General features: G+C 61.0%; 12 protein-coding genes and 1 pseudogene. 8 read left to right on the forward strand and 5 right to left on the reverse strand.

Going from position 1 to position 17,192, the window contains the following annotated elements; translation table 11 throughout:
• Positions 1-79 precede the first annotated feature (79 nt).
• Positions 80-340, reverse strand: a pseudogene (locus tag C8K44_RS26265) (aspartyl/asparaginyl beta-hydroxylase domain-containing protein).
• 613 nt (positions 341-953) lie between these two features.
• Here C8K44_RS26265 and C8K44_RS26275 point away from each other — a divergent pair.
• Positions 954-3,032 carry an EAL domain-containing protein gene (locus tag C8K44_RS26275; protein ID WP_109578711.1) on the forward strand — a complete coding sequence of 693 codons (2,079 nt, stop codon included), beginning with the start codon at positions 954-956 and terminating at the stop codon, positions 3,030-3,032.
• A gap of 80 nt (positions 3,033-3,112) precedes the next feature.
• Positions 3,113-3,262 carry a hypothetical protein gene (locus C8K44_RS27620; RefSeq protein WP_158282809.1) on the forward strand — a complete coding sequence of 50 codons (150 nt, stop codon included), beginning with the start codon at positions 3,113-3,115 and terminating at the stop codon, positions 3,260-3,262.
• A gap of 11 nt (positions 3,263-3,273) precedes the next feature.
• Here the strand turns inward: C8K44_RS27620 and C8K44_RS26280 are convergent, their stop codons facing one another.
• Positions 3,274-4,017: a hypothetical protein gene (locus C8K44_RS26280; RefSeq protein ID WP_245417649.1), complete on the reverse strand. Its 744-nt coding sequence runs from the start codon at positions 4,015-4,017 to the stop codon at positions 3,274-3,276.
• A 117-nt stretch (positions 4,018-4,134) separates the two neighbouring features.
• A complete protein-coding gene (locus C8K44_RS26285; protein WP_109578713.1) occupies positions 4,135-6,498 on the reverse strand; it encodes an aminomethyltransferase family protein in 2,364 nt (787 codons plus the stop codon).
• Between the two features lie 304 nt (positions 6,499-6,802).
• Here C8K44_RS26285 and C8K44_RS26290 point away from each other — a divergent pair, with 304 nt between their 5' ends.
• Positions 6,803-7,528 (forward strand): FCD domain-containing protein, encoded by a 726-nt coding sequence (locus C8K44_RS26290; protein WP_109578719.1) that lies wholly within the window; start codon positions 6,803-6,805, stop codon positions 7,526-7,528.
• Here the strand turns inward: C8K44_RS26290 and C8K44_RS26295 are convergent.
• Positions 7,511-8,824, reverse strand: a complete 1,314-nt coding sequence (locus C8K44_RS26295; RefSeq protein ID WP_109578720.1) for an ABC transporter substrate-binding protein — start codon at positions 8,822-8,824, stop codon at positions 7,511-7,513. The two genes, C8K44_RS26290 and C8K44_RS26295, sit on opposite strands and share 18 nt — an antisense overlap.
• A 163-nt stretch (positions 8,825-8,987) precedes the next feature.
• Between C8K44_RS26295 and C8K44_RS26300 the strand changes: the two genes are divergently transcribed.
• The gene (locus tag C8K44_RS26300) at positions 8,988-10,355 is read left to right on the forward strand and encodes an NAD(P)/FAD-dependent oxidoreductase (protein WP_109578714.1); all 1,368 of its coding nucleotides are present in this window, start codon (positions 8,988-8,990) and stop codon (positions 10,353-10,355) included.
• A gap of 223 nt (positions 10,356-10,578) precedes the next feature.
• Positions 10,579-11,079: a hypothetical protein gene (locus C8K44_RS26305; protein WP_109578715.1), complete on the forward strand. Its 501-nt coding sequence runs from the start codon at positions 10,579-10,581 to the stop codon at positions 11,077-11,079.
• A 158-nt stretch (positions 11,080-11,237) separates the two neighbouring features.
• On the opposite strand, the gene C8K44_RS26310 is transcribed toward C8K44_RS26305, so the two are convergent.
• Complete coding sequence (locus C8K44_RS26310; protein ID WP_109578716.1) at positions 11,238-11,939, reverse strand: response regulator transcription factor; 702 nt, start codon at positions 11,937-11,939, stop codon at positions 11,238-11,240.
• A 435-nt stretch (positions 11,940-12,374) separates the two neighbouring features.
• On the opposite strand from C8K44_RS26310, the gene C8K44_RS26315 reads away from it, so the two are divergent.
• From C8K44_RS26315 to folD, 3 genes are all read left to right on the forward strand, one after another.
• Positions 12,375-14,084: an APC family permease gene (locus C8K44_RS26315; protein WP_109578717.1), complete on the forward strand. Its 1,710-nt coding sequence runs from the start codon at positions 12,375-12,377 to the stop codon at positions 14,082-14,084.
• 76 nt (positions 14,085-14,160) lie between these two features.
• A complete protein-coding gene (locus C8K44_RS26320) occupies positions 14,161-15,870 on the forward strand; it encodes an APC family permease (protein ID WP_109578718.1) in 1,710 nt (569 codons plus the stop codon).
• Between the two features lie 281 nt (positions 15,871-16,151).
• Positions 16,152-17,045, forward strand: a complete 894-nt coding sequence (gene folD, locus C8K44_RS26325; protein ID WP_109578721.1) for a bifunctional methylenetetrahydrofolate dehydrogenase/methenyltetrahydrofolate cyclohydrolase FolD — start codon at positions 16,152-16,154, stop codon at positions 17,043-17,045.
• Positions 17,046-17,192 lie beyond the last annotated feature (147 nt).

Consider the following 17,192-nt stretch of genomic DNA (forward strand, 5'->3'; position numbering starts at 1 on the left):
TCAGCCTGCCAGCCGTGGCGCGCTGATCAGCCCGGCCAATGCCGGAGAGCTCGGCGACCAATGCCGCAAGCTACACCACTTAGCGGGACACGATCAAAAAGTTGAACGCCGCCCCTAGTGGGTTGAGTGGACGTTTCACATCGCACATGAGGATCAGCCGGCCTGCGTCGGTGTCATTGCGTACATAGTGGAGGTAGGTCTCATCGAACATGATGACCTAACCATCGCGCCAACTTAGGTCGTTTCCATCTACGTTGATGAAGCAGGCATCGGAGTTGGGGGTAACGAGGCCCAGGTGATAGCGGAGCGATACAGCGAGCGGGCCCGCATGGCGCGTCAACTGCGCCCCCCCGCGGGCAGATAGGCGGCGTTTGAGGTGACCCTAGGAATGAAGGGTTGTGGCTGCATTGCGCCGAACACACTTCTCGGGCTTTTGGTCCTGGCCAAGCATTTTCGGACGCCCCACGAAGATACCCTACGACCTGCTTGTGGCGTGCGGTGATGATGTTCTCATTTTCGATGACCAAGCATCCAGCGGCCCAAGGGAGCGTTGGAAGCCGCTCGGCTACGCACCAGGGCGCCATCAAGAACACTGTAGTCCTTGGTTCTCTCGCCGGCTCGCGCCCGATCTTCGTCGCGCATCTGCCGCGCCGGCATAAAAGGTGAACCGCCGCCTCCGACTATATCCAAGACGGACCTCGGCGACCGTAGCCCTTTCCGTTCCATGTCGCGATGAAGCAAAACCCACCAATCTATGGATGCCTTTTGGCAAGAATGGATAGTCCGCAGCACCGACGTTTCCACAATACTTTCTACCGGTCGTGGGCCGAACTGGGTCTTTCGCTGAATTCTACCATTCCGCGCCTGAAGCACTTGGCATTTACAACCAATTCATCATTCTTCTGCATGTTGCTGCCCCGGGGGAACTTCTTTTAGGGAAGCGGGGGATCGACATGTCGGCGAGCGTGGCAGCCAGCCTGGAACACCAGAAGCTTGCGCATGGGCTGATGCGAAAGACCAAGGCGTCGTATCTAGCCGCCTTGATCCTGATCGGTTCGCTGGCTACCGCCAGCTTCTTCATGCTCAGCTCGGTGATTTCGGCGAACGGCCAGAAGACAGCACTCATCGAGCTCGGCGCCCGCCAGCAGATGCTGTCGCAGAGAATATTGTTGAGCGCCACCGAGGCCTATACGGCCGACGCGCAGTGGCTGCGCACCCAGGCTCGCCAGAACCTCAAAACTTCGCTCGATGCTTTCCTTGCGAATGAGCAGATCCTTCGCAATGGATCGCCCGACGCAAGATCACCGCTTCACCGGCTTGAGCTTTCCGAGGACGCAACCAAGCTCTTCAACGAGGCGCCCGGCCAGATCGAGGCGTCGACGCGGATACTGACCCACACCGTCAATTCGTTCCTCGACCTGCTCCCCGCCTCGGTGTCGGCCGAGATGCCGGCCGATGCCACCGCCCACTTTGCCGCCCTCAGGCTCTATATCGCCGAAAAGGCCCGGCGCGAATATGAAACGCTGACCCGTCTGTTTTCGTCGGAGGCAGCCGAGAAAGGCGCGGCGGTGGAGAAGATCCACCTGACCGTCTTCGTCCTCACCTTGCTGCTGCTGCTGGCCGAGGCCGTGCTGATTTTCGCGCCTCTGGTCCGCAAGGTCGTGTCGTGCACAAGCGAACTGCTTCGGGCCCGGGACCAGATGACATTTGCGGCCAATCACGACGCGCTGACCGGCCTCTACAACAGGGCATTCCTCAACGACTACATGGACACGGCCCTCGCCGCCGCCAGGCGCAAGGGCGAGAAAATGGCTGTCATCCATCTCGACCTCGACCACTTCAAGGGCATCAACGACACGCTTGGCCATGCCGCAGGCGACGCCGTGCTGATAGAAACCGCCAAGCGCCTTTTGGCCAATGTGCGCGATTCCGACGTTTGCGTGCGCCTGGGCGGCGACGAGTTCACGGTGATCCTGACAGATGTGAGTTCGGAAGCCGCGGCCGTAGAAGTGGCCGCGCGCATAACCGCCGCTCTCAAGCAGCCGCTGGAGTTTTCCGGAACCTCGTTGAAGCCCAGCGCTAGCGCTGGCGTGGCGCTGTTCCACGACACCACGAGCACCATCAGCGATCTGATCGTCAACGCCGACCTGGCGCTATACCGCGCAAAGGCAGAGGGACGTGGCGGCTATCAACTGTTTGCCGCGACGTTGCGCGACAAGTTCGAGGAACAGGCCAATCTGGAACGCGACCTGCGCGGGGCAATCGCCGACCAGGCTTTCGCCGTGCATTTCCAGCCGCAGGTCTCGCTGCAGAGCGGCAAGGTGATCGGCGTCGAAGCTCTGGTGCGCTGGGAGGTCGACGGCAGGAACGTTGCACCGGGCGAATTCCTTCCCACGGCGGAAAAGGCCGGGCTGATGCCGGCGATCGGCCGCATCATTTTCGCCAAGGCAATCCACACCGCCTCGGCATGGCATCGTGGTGGGCTGGATTTCGGCCGGCTCTCGCTCAACGTGTCGGCCCATGAGCTGCGGGAAGCCGATTTTGCCAGCCACCTGCTCGCCCTTCTCAAGACTGCAGGCTTGCCGACGCGACTTGTCGCGCTGGAAATCGTCGAGTCGGTCATGCTTGACGACGAAAACAGCGGCATCGGACTGACGCTGAAGCGTCTGCGCAAAGCCGGTATTCGAATGGAACTGGACGATTTCGGCACCGGCTACGCATCGCTGTCGCATATCAGCGCCAACGAGGTCGATCGGCTGAAAATCGACCGCCGTTTCATCCGCAATATCGACAGCAGCCCGGCAAATTCCAAGATCGTCAAGGCAATCATCGAGCTGGCGCGGGGCCTGGGCATTTCCATTGTCGCCGAGGGCGCGGAAACCGAAACCGAGTTGAGCTTCCTCCATGGGCTTGGCTGCCCTGCGGTACAGGGCTACGGCGTCGCCTTTCCGATGCCGGGCAATCAGGCCGAAGCCTGGCTTGCCATGCGGAACACTGCGCCAAAGCGTAGCTCCAAGGGCAACGTCGCCTGAACCGCCCGCGCTTCGGCAGTCGGAGGTCTTTTTTCCAGGGTTGATTCAGGTCAAGGCGGTCCATTCGCCTGGGGATGAGCATGCTCATCATCCAAGGATGGAGAAAAGACATGCCAACCGAGACCATTGTTACCGTAGCCGGCGTGCTTGCAGCGTTTGGTTTCTTTGCCATCGTACTGGCTTATGCGAGCCTGACTTCGGAGCCAGCGCGCGCGCCAAAGAAGAGATGAGGCAGCAAGGGCTAGATCCGAGCGTCGCCCAACGTCACTTGCGCCACCCCGACATACGGGTTGGCGTGAAGGGCAAGGATCCACAGGCTGACGCTTGCCGTTACCGAAAATATGAGAATCGACTTCCTGCCCGCGTAGGGCCGGTCGGCGTGGACGGCCCCAATGACGATTGCCGATAGCATCGTCAGGAACAGCACAAGATACCATTTGAGTTGATTGACCGAGCTTGCCCCTATTGCGAGGCGCGAGTTGCGTGCGTCCTGCAACTCGTCGAAATCCTGGACCATCTGGCCGATGATCGGGTCTGGAAGGCCTCTTTTCGACAGCCCGATCAAAGCAAGTCGGATGTCCTGCAAGGCCTGCTCTGCCGCTGGCGCGGGCAAGCGGTTGGCATTGTCCCATTCGACCGAGACAACGGCACCCTTGTAGGCCAGAAGGCCATTTATCAACTGGTGGGATGCAAGAGCTTCAGGCTTCGCCATGCCGGCAAGCCGCATCATCGAAGAGCGCTCCGCGCTGGCGACCTCACTGGCGCGCGAATTGACCGACCAGACATCCGCGGCAGTGAACCCGAGCGACAAGGCCCAGGCCGTAGTGATCGTTCCGACGAAGGCGGCGACCGGCATGGACAAGGGATTGCGTTGCGCCTGCCGGGCAAAGATCGCCAGAAACGCCGTACCCAGGAAAAATGAAATGGCGCCCATCGCAATGAAGGGGAGCGTCAGTACAATGGGCGACCAAGAAAATATTTCCACGATGCTACCTTGCGCCAGCAGTTTCCCTATTCATCGTGAATAAGCCAAGTTCCGCCATCTTCAAACAAAAAGCCCCGCAGATTGCGGGGCTTATGCAAGCATGCCGATACCGACTGCTTATGACCTCGGCTTTTCCTTCTTCGGATCGTAGTGGGCGAAAGGCACGACACGAGCCGGCAGGCGCTTCTGGTGGCCGTCAAGCTTGCCGATCTCGACCTCGGTGCCGACATTGGCGTGCGTCGCGTCAACACGGGCGAGCGCGATGTTCTTGTTCAGCACCGGCGAGCGCATCGACGAGGTAACGATGCCGATCTGGGCGCGGCCGATATGGACGCAGTCGCCATGGCCGACAGCGACGTTGCTGTCGATGTCGAGGCCGACCAGCTTGTGGATCGGGTTGTCCTTGCGTCGGATGAGCGCCTCGCGGCCGATGAAGTCGTCGGTCTTGGTCTTGAGCGGCACGGTGAAGCCGATGCCGGCCTCGAACGGGTCGGTCTGGTCGGAGAACTCGTAGTTGGCAAAAATCAGGCCGGCCTCGATGCGCACCATGTCGAGGGCTGCAAAACCCATGGGCTTGAGCCCATGCGGCTGGCCCGCCTCCCACACAGCGTCGAAGACTTTCTCGGCGTCGCGCGGATGGCACCAGACCTCGTAGCCGAGTTCGCCGGTGTAGCCGGTGCGCGAGACAACGATTGGTACGCCTTGCGCGTCGCCGATACGGCCGATCGTGAAGCGGAACCATTCGAGCTCCGACAGCGCCGGCTGGTGCGGCGGCGTCCAGACGATCTCCTTCAGGATATCGCGGCTGTTGGGGCCCTGGACGGCGATGTTGTGCATCTGGTCGGTCGACGAACGCACCAGTACCTTGAGGCCGAGCTTTTCGGCGACCTCGCGCAGCCACTCACCGGAATAGTCGTCGCCGCAGATCCAGCGGAAGTTGTCCTTGCCGAGCCTAAGCAACGTGCCGTCGTCGATCATGCCGCCATGCTCGTAGCACATGGCGGTGTAGACGACCTGGCCGACGCCGAGCTTCTTGACATCGCGGGTCAGCGTGTACTGGAGCAGCGCTTCAGAATCCGGGCCGGTAACCTCGAACTTGCGCAGGGCCGACAGGTCCATCACCACCGCCTTCTGACGGCAGGCCCAGTATTCCTCGATCGGGCCTTCCTTGGCGAATTCCTGGGGCAGCCAGAAGCCCTTGTACTCGATGAAGTTGCGGGTGTGCTTGGCAAAGCTTGAATGGAAGGCGGTCTCGCGGGTCATCTTGGGTTCGGCCTCCGGGGTCGTGCGTCGGGCGATCGCGCGCTGGAACTTGTTCTGCCCGGAATAGGTCCGGACGTGGATGTCGGTGAGGTTCCAGCCATTGGCCGGAGTGGTGTCGTCGGGGCATGCCGAGGACACGCAGACGAGGTCGGTCAGCGCGCGCAGCAGCACATAGTCGCCCGGCCGCGACCAGGGTTCGTCGGAATACATCACGCCATGGGCGTCGATGCCGGTATTGAAGAAGAAGTTCGCCGCCATCCAGCCTGCGCGCGGCGTCACCCCCCTATCGGCGAGCGCGCCGTTGAAGTTCTCCGAGCAGTTGATGTGGCCGGGATAGCCGATGTCGTCGTAATACTTGGCATAGCAGGCGAGCGCGAAGGCATCGTGGCGACCGCAGGTGTCCTGGATCACCTCGACCAGCGGCTCGAAATCCTGATCATAGTATTTGGCATGCAGCCCGGGCATAGGATAGGCATGCCCCATCAGCGAGCGGGTTGCAGTCACGTCAAGCGCAAGGTCCCTGCCCTTGTCGAGCTTGCGGGCCGAGAAGCACTGGAAGTCGGTACACTGGCGGCCATCGACATCGATGATCTGGATATAGTCGCCGGCCTTGACGAAGAATGACTCCGCCGTCTTCGACTTGACCCTGAGATCAAGCACGGGATCAGCAAGCGGATCGGGCAGGTCCGAGCGGCCGGCAGGCCGGATTCTGGCACGCTTGACCATCACCACCAGAGGTGTCGAGGTGTCGTGGCTGTCGATGGCCATCGGCGCACCGGGGGCAGCAACCACCAGCGAGCCGTCGCGCGCGACAACGAATCTTTCTTCCGTGCCCGCCGGCGTTGCGCCATCGAAGAACCGTACGGCCTCGGCGCGTCCAAGCTCGAGCTTGCGACGCTCGAGTCCAGCGCGAAAGGCGCGCAGGCTGTCGTCGCCATTGACCAGCAGGGCTTTCAGCCCCGCCGCATCGCTGTTTGCTCGCGTGCCCAAAATGGCTGGATCGGCTCGCCCACTCTTGTCGAATGCCACAAGTTCGCAAGGCTGGCCGCCCTCGGCATTGCGTATGCTCACCGTGTCGCCGGCCTCGATGTCGATGAGCGCGGCGCCGCGACCCGGCACATGGTAACGTTCCAGCCCAGGCACCAGAAGCCCAGGCTGGAGGATCAGGCTCGGACGCGGCGGGCCGGCCACAATTTCGGGGTAGACTGAAATCGTCATCGCCACCTCGTCTATAATTTGCCTGTGTGTAAAATTATTTCAGTCTCAAGAATACCCAATTTTCCCGCGCCCGCAAGGCTTCGTTTCGTCGCATTGCCGGAAAATGAGGTGAAGTGACCGTCCGCCAGATGGCTTCGCGGCGATGTTCGGGGCCGTATGGCCTTGCCCCGCCGGACGATTGTCCCGGTCGGTTCAACCGTGATACTGGATCAGATTCGAGAACTATTTCAAACTCGGATTGTGCTGCGGTAGGATTCGTCCGGCGCTGTGGCCCCGAGGTAGAATGGACATGCAAGGTCGCGCAATGAAGGTTGAAACCGGCCAACTCACATCGCAAATCATCGCCTCCTACTCGGTGGGAGCGACGGTGCAGACCGTGCTCGATCGGTTGTTCGCCAAGATCAGATCCGAGGAATACCCGCTCGATACGCGCCTTCCTTCGGAACGGGCGCTGGCTTCGGAGTTGGGGGTGGCCCGCAACACCGTACGTGAGGCTTTGGATGTGCTGGAGGACCGCAAGGTCATCAAGCGGCGTCCCGGGAGCGGCAGTTTCGTCACCTATCGCTCGGAAGAATTGCCTGAGCGCGCAGACAACTCGGTCGCCTTGGAAACCAGCCCTCTGGACCACCTCGTCGTACGTGGCATCCTCGAACCCGAAATGGTTCGCCTCGCGGTCATCAACATGACGCCGCGCGAGGTCTGGGAACTGGAACAGCTGATGTCGCAGATCGAAAACGTGCACACCGATGTTGCCGCTTTCGTCAAATGCGAAGAGGAAATCTACCGCAAGATCGCCGAGGGCACGCACAACCCCTTGCTGGCATCCTGCTACAATCTGGCGATCGAGGCATGCAGGGTAAGCTTCCGCACCACGCAGCTGCGCCGGCATTTGTCGCCAAAAAAGATCCTCGAATACCAGCAGCGCTACAACGCGCTGTTCAATGCGATTGCCTCGCGCGACGTCGAGCGGGCCGTCGAGTTCATCAAGCTGCACCTCGTCGAGGAGCAGAAGCTACTTCTGCAGGACTGATTCTGGCGTCCTTGCCTGCAGGGCGGTTCCATTCCCGCTAGATCGCAGTCGCTGCTCCCAAAGCTGACCCAGATCCGACATCTCCTGCTTGAGAAGGCCACCATGGTTTTCCAGCCAGCGGGGAATTGAGCCAAACGCGGCAATCCTGGCTTTGCCATCCTTCAGCGTCACCACCGGCCAGTCTCCGACCAGGGCGTTGTCGATGCCGAACATGCTCTCGCCCCACCAATGCGCCGGACCGAAAGCATGGGTGACATGGCCAAGCTGCTTCATTGCCGCCAGCACGGATACGGGATTGACGCTGTTGGATTTTTCAACCGCCGCATGCCAGATGTCGAGGATGGCGACGTATTCCCAACTCACCGCCGTCCAGGTGCCGGGGAAGCGGGAATTGTATTCGTCGAAGAAGCCCTTGGGCTGGTTGAAGAAGAATGTCTTGTCGGTCAGCCCTGCATCGTCGAAATCAGGAAACTGGAAGACGAAACCTTCCATGAATTCAACGGAGGTTCGCGCAACGAGCCGGTCATAATAATCCAGTGTGCAGGATATGATCTGGCCCTTGAAGCCCTGCGCATGGGCATACTCGGTCATCGCATGGACCATCGGCGTGTAGCTGGTGCACCAGCACAGGATGTCGGCACCAGAGTCCAGCATCGGCTGCACGATCGCAGAGGCATCGGTCGCGTCGGGGTCGTACTGGATCTCCTTGGCAATCTCCAGTTTGGCCGCCTTGAAGGCCGCGCGGTAGGTCGCCAGCGACGGCAGGCCAAGCGCATCGGTCTGGCTGCAGATCGCGACCGTCCGCAGTTCCGGCCGTGCCTGCGCCAGCCACTCCACCCCCGTCACGTTGAAGATCGGATGCAGTTCACTTGGCGCAATCAGGTAAGGCGTATCCGGCGACAGGTCGCTCGGCAGCAGGGTTGAAGTCAGCACTTTTCGATGGGTCAGATAGTCCCTTATCAGCGCCATCGTATCCCCGCCCAGCATCATCATCAGCTTGACGTCATGCCTTTCGACCAGATGGCGTGCTCCCTCCGCGGCCCTCCCCGCATCGTAGCCGCAATCGAACTCCACGATCTTGATCGGATAGCGGCGGCCGTTGATCAACAACCCGCCGGTCTTGTTCAGCCAGTCTTCCCAGATCCGGCATCCGTGCAATCCGGGCAAGCCCCAAGACTCCGCTTGACCGCTGAGGGGAGCCAGGAATCCAATGTTCACGGCGTCCGGCATGCCGACGGAAAACCGGGGCAAGACGCTGGAAACCGCGAGTCGATGGGCAAAGCTGGAGTTCGGCATGTCTGTGAATACCACCAAAAAATGAGCGCTTCATCCTGGCTGTGCGAAATTTTCCTTCCCCACAGGAAACACGTCGTTGACAAATTGGTATAATGGCAGGCAACATAATTGAACCAGAGGAACCAATAACGAAATTTGGTCTATACCAAAAGGAGGAAACCCCATGACAGCCAAGCGTGTCGCCGTGATCGGTGCCGGACCGTCGGGTCTGGCTCAGTTGAGAGCATTCCAGTCGGCCGCCGCCAAGGGCGCGGATATCCCGGAAGTCGTCTGCTTCGAAAAGCAGGCCAACTGGGGCGGCCTGTGGAACTACACCTGGCGCACAGGCCTCGACCAGTATGGCGAGCCGGTCCATGGTTCGATGTACCGCTACCTCTGGTCCAACGGCCCCAAGGAAGGTCTGGAATTCGCCGACTATTCCTTCGAGGAACATTTCGGCAAGCAGATCGCCTCTTATCCGCCCCGCGCCGTGCTCTTCGACTATATCGAAGGCCGTGTGAACAAGGCGGGCGTCCGCAAGTGGATCCGCTTCGAGACCGTCGTGCGCATGGTCACCTGGAACGAAGAGACCAAGAAGTTCACCGTCACCGTGCAGGACCTGCCAAAAGATCACTGCTACTCCGAGGAATTCGACAACGTCATCGTCGCCTCGGGCCATTTCTCGACTCCCAACGTGCCTGAGTTCCCCGGCTTCGACCGCTTCAACGGCCGCATCCTGCACGCCCACGACTTCCGCGACGCCCGCGAGTTCGCCGGCAAGGACATCCTGATCGTCGGCACCAGCTATTCGGCAGAGGACATCGGCTCGCAGTGCTGGAAGTACGGCGCCAAGTCGATCACCAATTGCTACCGCACAGCACCCATGGGCTTCAAATGGCCCGACAACTGGGAAGAGCGGCCGCTTCTGGAAAAGGTCGAGGTCAACACCGCGACATTCAAGGACGGATCGACCAAGCGCATCGACGCGATCATCCTGTGCACCGGCTACAAGCACCACTTCCCGTTCCTGCCTGACGACCTGCGTCTGAGGACCGCCAACCGGCTAGCGACCGCCGACCTCTACAAGGGCGTCGCCTATGTCCACAATCCGGCGATGTTCTATCTCGGCATGCAGGACCAGTGGTTCACCTTCAACATGTTCGACGCACAGGCCTGGTGGACGCGCGACGTCATCCTTGGCCGCATCAAGCTACCGTCGACCAAGCAGGCGATGGTCGCCGACGTCGAGGACCGCGTCGCCCGCGAGGATGCCGGCAAGGACTCCCACGACGCGATCGAGTACCAGGGCGAATACGTCAAGGAATTGATCGCCGAGACCGACTATCCGAGCTTCGACGTGGATGGCGCCAACGCTGCCTTCTTCGAGTGGAAGGAACACAAGAAGAAGGGCATCATGGAGTTCCGCAACCACTCCTATCGGTCGGTCATCACCGGTACGATGGCACCGGCGCACCACACGCCGTGGAAGGACGCCCTCGACGACTCGCTCGAGTCCTATCTGCGCACCGCCTCGCCAGTCGCCGCGGAGTAACGACCCGGCAGGGCGCATCCAGATCGCATGACATTCAGTGCCGCCCCACCGGGGCGGCATTTGCTTTGTGGAGTGTCTGCGGGCGCGATGCCCCCTCAACGACCTTCAGCAGAGGCCCTGATACTCGACTAGGCCAGCCGGTCTAGCCCGTCACCAAAGTTCTCGCCCATCCGCTATTCTGGTATCAAAGCAGGCCTACGTCTTTTCCAAAAGGAGGAGCGAAATGGTCGGATTTACAGCCAGCTGGGTCCACGGGAACGCAGTGGTAGCAGAGAACCCGCCGTCAGAAGACGGCGGTCTTTTCGGCTTCAATCACTTTGGTTGGGGCACTCAAATCACGATCCGTCCAGGATTCGCGCGATGGTTTCACATCACGATACCAACGCCCGTGATCCTCGATGACAAGCGGATGAAGCTGATCCGCGTCTTTCTTGGATACGACCAGATTGCAGGGTACAGAAACTCGGGAACGATCCAGGATGTGCACCTGTGGGATGCTCGGCAGCGAGTAGCGATGAAGTCGAACAACGACTTTCTAGGCTCACCTGATGCGCAGTTGGCAGGCTATCGAACCTACGAGTTGCTGCAGCCCCGCGAATGGTGGTTCGGTGTAGGGGTATCATTCAGGCTGAGCGCGCTTCCCTATCTCGATGGCCACTTCATCGACAACAACGACGCTCCCGTCATCGTTATCGGATCGGCCGGAGCAGATTTCGCCCCATAGGAATGGCGATCTAGATCAATAGGGCCGCTCGGCTTGCCGGCGGCCCTTCGGTTTCAAACTCCACACCGATGTCCTCACATGGCAACAGCAGACCACCAATGCAAAAGCAGGCACCGCGAGCCAGCGCGCCGCCGGCCCGTTCCAGGAAAGGCGCCGCGCTACGAGCTCAGGCTCGGCCCGCGGTTCTTTTCGCTGGCGTATAGCGCGACCGCCATGGCGCGGTTGCGGACGTCGAGCTTGTCGTAGAGATTCTTGAGGTGGTATTTGACCGTGTTCTCCGAGATCCCCGTGCGCGCCGCGATCTGCAGGTTGGTCCAGCCGTCCGCCAGCACCGAGAGCAACTCGCGCTCGCGCGTCGTCAGCCTGGACAGCGGCGTGTCGTTTATCTTGGACACGTCCATGTAGGGAATGCAGATGCGGCCGTGCGCCACCGCGACAAGCGTGTCGAACAGGATCGCAGGATCGTCGAATTGGTAGCAGAAGCCCTGCACGCCCAAGCGAACGCACTGTTTGAGAATCGAAATGTCGTGGTCGTTGGAAAAGATCACCACGCGGGCATGCAGTCCGCGCCGCTGCATCTCGGCGAGCACCTCGCCCGAGTCCATGTCTGACAGCTTCCAGCCGAGCACGGCGATGTCGAACAGCGGATCTGGCGAGGCGGCGACCTCCAGAAAGGCCTTGCCGGTCTGCACGGTCTCAGCGAGCTCGAACCGACTGTCTCGCCCGAGCATGTCGCCCAACGCAGCGACGACCAGCGGATTGCGCTCGGCAATCAGCACCCTGAATCTGTTGTTCTCTTTTGCCACCGGCACCACCTCAATCCCGATGCCCTGACGCTGACCCTTCCATTCGGCGTTCATATTCCTCCCGCCTATGTTGGTGGACTCACCTGCCTTCGACGTCTCCTGCGCTAGTCGATCCTTCCCGGGGCCGAGCGACTTCGGCCTTGGGTGGAATTCATAGCATGAATGATTTTTTCATTCCAGTATATGCGGCAATTTTGCCGGCACGCTGACTTGCATCTGGGTGAAACAGCTGAAAACCGGGATTTCCCACCCGTTCAGGTAGGCTTGGTTTGGCCGGGATGATGCGCTGAAACTGACCAGTCTTCCAACTGGGCCGCGCCTGCCGCTGTTTCCCCTGGCAGTGCGACAAAATGGCTTGACGCCGCATCGAATTCAGACAAACTTCACTTTGAGGAAAAAAAGAAGCCTTAGCGGAAACTGCGTCGCGCCATGAAACCGAGAACTCGGGCGTGGACGACGCACATTCAAAATTAATGGGAAACCGAGCCAATGAGCGCTGTAACGGACGTCAGTCCGGCGGAAACCGCCGGCCAACTTCAAAGGACAATCGATTGGCGCGGCGCCTTTTGGGTTGCCAGCGGCGTGCCGCCACTTGTCCTTTTTTCCATCGGCGGCATCGCCGGAACCACCGGCAACATCGCATTCCTGATCTGGACGCTCTCCATCATCATGGGGTTCATCCAGTCTTTCACCTATGCCGAGATCGCCGGCCTGTTCCCCAACAAGTCGGGCGGCGCGTCGGTCTATGGTGCGACCGCCTGGCTGCGCTATTCCAAGTTCATCGCGCCGCTGTCGGTATGGTGCAACTGGTTTGCCTGGACGCCGGTGCTGTCGCTCGGCTGCACCATCGCGGCTGCCTATATCCTCAACGCGCTGGCGCCGATCCCGGGTTTCACCGAGACCTCGCCTGAAGTGCTGCAATACCTGGCGGCCAATGTCGGCACGAGCGCCGCGGACGCGGTTGCGGCTGTAACCGCCGCCGCAACGCCCGGCATCCGCACCTGGACGCTCTACAGCCACACACTTGGCCCGGTCGGCTTCTCGCTCAACGCCACGTTCTGGATCGGCGCGATCCTGATGCTGATGACGTTTGCCATCCAGCATCGCGGCATCCTCGGCACCGCCAGTGTTCAGAAGGTGGTTGGCCTGCTGGTCATCGTGCCGTTATTGGTCGTCGGCGTCGTGCCCATCCTGACCGGCCAGATCAACTGGGACAATTATTCGCCGCTGGTGCCCCTCGCCGCAGCCTACGCGCCGGAACCCGGTTCGTGGAACACCGCCGGCTGGACGCTCGCGCTTGGTGGCATGTTCATCGCGGCATGGTCGACCTACGGCTTTGAAACCGCAGTCTGCTACACCCGCGAGTTCAAGAACCCGGCAACCGACACCTTCAAGGCGATCTTCTATTCCGGCCTGCTCTGCATGCTGCTCTACATCCTGGTACCCTTCACCTTCCAGGGCGTTCTCGGCATCAACGGCATGCTGGCAACCCCGATCGTCGACGGCTCGGGTGTCGCCGATGCGATGGCCTCGATGGTCGGCGGCGGCGGCCTGGTAAAGACCCTGCTCGTCATGCTGATGATCCTTGCGCTGCTGCTCGCGATCATGACCGCCATGGCTGGCTCGTCGCGCACGCTCTACCAGGGCTCGGTCGACGGCTGGCTGCCCAAATATCTCAGCCACGTCAACGAACACGGCGCCCCGACCCGGGCGATGTGGACCGACCTGATCTTCAACCTGTGCCTGCTGGCCATCGCATCCACCGACGCCACCAGCTTCTTCTTCATCCTGGCCGTCGCCAACTGCGGCTACATCATCTTCAACTTCCTCAACCTCAATGCCGGTTGGATCCATCGCATAGACAACGGCCACATCCACCGTCCGTGGAAAGCGCCGACCTGGCTGCTTGCCGCAGGCACCATCTTCGCCTTCGTCAACGCCGTCTTCATGGGCGCCGGCGCCAAGGTGTGGAACCCGATGGCGCTCTGGGCCGGCCTCTTTACGGTCGCGCTGATCATCCCGGTGTTCTGCTTCCGCCACTACATCCAGGACGGCGGCAAGTTCCCGGCACACATGCTCGACGACCTCGGCATGCACGAAAGCGACCTGCGCAAGAGAAAGGCCGGCATCCTGCCTTACGTCACCCTCATCGCAGGTCTTGCCGTGGTTCTGATTGCCAACTGGTTCTTCGTGCTCTGACACGGCGAACCCAACAACAACACACGGTTCCGCGCTGGGAGGCGCGGGACCTTTTTGAGCAAGTCGGGGAACCACAATGAGCACAACAACAGCAACTCACAGCGACGCCGGGGACGGCCAGCTGCAACGAACGATCGATTGGCGTGGCGCATTCTGGGTTGCCAGCGGCGTGCCGGCGCTTGTTTTGTTTTCGATCGGCGGCATCGCCGGCACCACCGGCAACATCGCCTTCCTGATCTGGACCGCCTCGATCATTCTCGGCCTGATCCAGTCCTTCACCTATGCCGAGATCGCCGGCCTGTTCCCGTCCAAATCGGGCGGCGCGTCGGTCTATGGCGCCACCGCATGGCTGCGCTATTCGAAGTTCATCGCGCCGCTGTCGGTGTGGTGCAACTGGCTGGCCTGGACGCCGGTGCTCTCGCTGGGCTGCTCGATAGCGGCCGCCTATATCCTCAACGCCTTGGCACCGATTCCCGGTTTCACCGAAACCTCGCCCGAAGTGCTGCAATACATGGCCGCCAATGTCGGCACGAGCGCCGCTGATGCGGTTGCCGCGCTGACGGCTGCGGCTACGCCCGCGATCCGCACCTGGACACTCTATCACGGCACGCTCGGCCCGGTCAGCTTCTCGCTCAACTCGGTGTTCTTCATCGGCGTAATCCTGATGCTGATCACCTTCGCCATCCAGCATCGCGGCATTCTCGGCACCGCCAACGTGCAGAAATACATCGGCCTGATCGTCATCGTGCCCATGCTGATCGTCGGCATCGTCCCGATCATCACCGGCCAGATCAACTGGGACAACTATTCACCGCTGGTGCCGCTCGCCGCCGCCTACTCTCCCGAACCGGGCGCGTGGAACGTTGCCGGCTGGACCCTGGCCTTCGGCGGTATGTTCATCGCGGCATGGTCGGCCTACGCCTTCGAGACCGCCATTTGCTATACCTCGGAGTTCAAGAACCCCGGCCGCGACACCGTGCGCGCGATCTTCTATTCAGGCCTTCTGTGCCTGGCGCTTTACACGCTGGTGCCGTTCACCTTCCAGGGCGTTCTCGGTCTCAACGGCATGCTGGCCACGCCCATCGTCGACGGCTCGGGCGTCGCCGAGGCGATGGCCAGGATGGTCGGCGGCGCGGGCTTCGTTACCTCGATCATGGTGATGCTGATGATCCTGGCTCTGATGCTGTCGATCATGACGGCGATGGCCGGTTCCTCGCGCACGCTCTACCAGGGTTCGGTCGACGGCTGGCTGCCGCGCTATCTCAGCCACGTCAACAGCCACGGCGCACCGACGCGCGCCATGTGGACGGACCTGATCTTCAACGTGTTCCTGCTCGCCGTTGCCGCGGCTGACGCCACCAGCTTCTTTTTCGTGCTGTCGGTATCCAACTGCGGCTACATCATCTTCAACTTCCTGAACCTGAACTCGGGCTGGATCCACCGCATCGACAATGGCCATATCCACCGGCCATGGAAGGCACCGACCATCCTGATCGCGGTGGGCGCCCTGCTCTCCTACGTCAACGCCATGTTCATGGGCGCTGGCGCCAAGGTCTGGAACCCTTGGGCACTGTGGGCCGGCTTCATCGCCGCAGCCCTGATCATCCCGGTGTTCTGCTACCGCCACTACATCCAGGACGGCGGCAAGTTCCCGGTGCACATGCTCGACGACCTCGGCATCAGCCAGGAGGACCTGAAGAACCGCAAGGCAGGCATCCTGCCCTACCTCACGCTCATCGCGGGCGTAGTGGTCGTGCTGCTCGCCAACTGGTTCTTTGTCATCTGACGGTCAGCGACAGCCTCCATGGTCAAGGCCGGCGCAAGCCGGCCTTTTCTTTTGGGCCAGCATTTCACGAAGTGACCACTCTCCCGAGGAAACTGCGCGGGCCCAATATTTCTTTCCATGAAAGATTCTTGCATTACGGTTGACTTTCCACCTTCCGCACTGCTATAGATTCAGACGGGAAAATTCAGCGCAAAAAGCTGACCGGATGGTGTATCCGGGGCTGCGATCCAACGACTCAGGTCGTGGGCTCGGACGCGCTTGCCTGGGAGGAATGGCATAGCATGACGACCGTAATTGACGGCAAGGTAGCCGCAGCTGATGTGGTGGCGAAGGTCAGGGTGGCGGCCGACCAGCTGATCGCCGCAACAGGCGTGGTTCCAGGCATTGCCGTGGTCATTGTCGGCCACGATCCCGCGAGCCAGGTCTATGTCGCCTCCAAGGGCAAGAAGGCCAAGGAGTGCGGCTTCCATTCAATCGAGCACGCCCTGCCCGGCGACACGTCCGAAGCCGATCTGGTCGCCCTTGTGCAAAAGCTCAATGCCGACCCCAAGATCCACGGCATTCTCGTCCAGCTGCCCCTGCCCGACCATATGGACGCCGGCAAGATCATCCAGACGATTTCGGCCGACAAGGACGTCGACGGCTTCCATTTCACCAATGTTGGCAAGCTCGGTACCGGCGAACTCGACACGGCCTTCGTGCCCTGCACGCCTGCTGGCTCAATGCTGTTGATCGAACGCGCGCTTGGCCGCGACCTGTCTGGCCTCAACGCAGTAGTTGTCGGCCGTTCCAACATCGTCGGCAAGCCGATGGCCAACCTTTTGCTCAACGCCAACGCGACCGTCACCGTTGCCCACAGCCGCACCAAGGACTTGCCGGCGCTCTGCCGCAGCGCGGACATTCTGGTGGCTGCCGTCGGCCGGCCGGAGATGATCAAGGGCGATTGGGTCAAGCCGGGCGCGACCGTCATCGACGTCGGCATCAATCGCCTCGACGGTGGCGCCAACGGCAAGTCCAAGCTTGTCGGCGATGTCGACTACGCCAGTGCGGCCGAACAGGCCGGTGCCATCACGCCCGTTCCAGGCGGTGTCGGGCCGATGACCATCGCGCTTTTGATGGCCAATACGGTCGTCTCGGCCTGCCGCGCGGCGGGCCAGGCAGCGCCTCGTTTTTAATCTGGGAGCCCGCAAGGCTCCACGGAAACCGAACCAAACTCAAGGGAAGAGAGTCATGGCCGAATTCAAGACCGACATCGAGATCGCCCGTGCGGCGAAGAAGAAGCAGATCCAGGAGATCGGCGCCAAGATCGGCATTCCGAGCGA

This window comes from Aminobacter sp. AP02, from assembly GCF_003148805.1.
Lineage (GTDB): Bacteria > Pseudomonadota > Alphaproteobacteria > Rhizobiales > Rhizobiaceae > Aminobacter.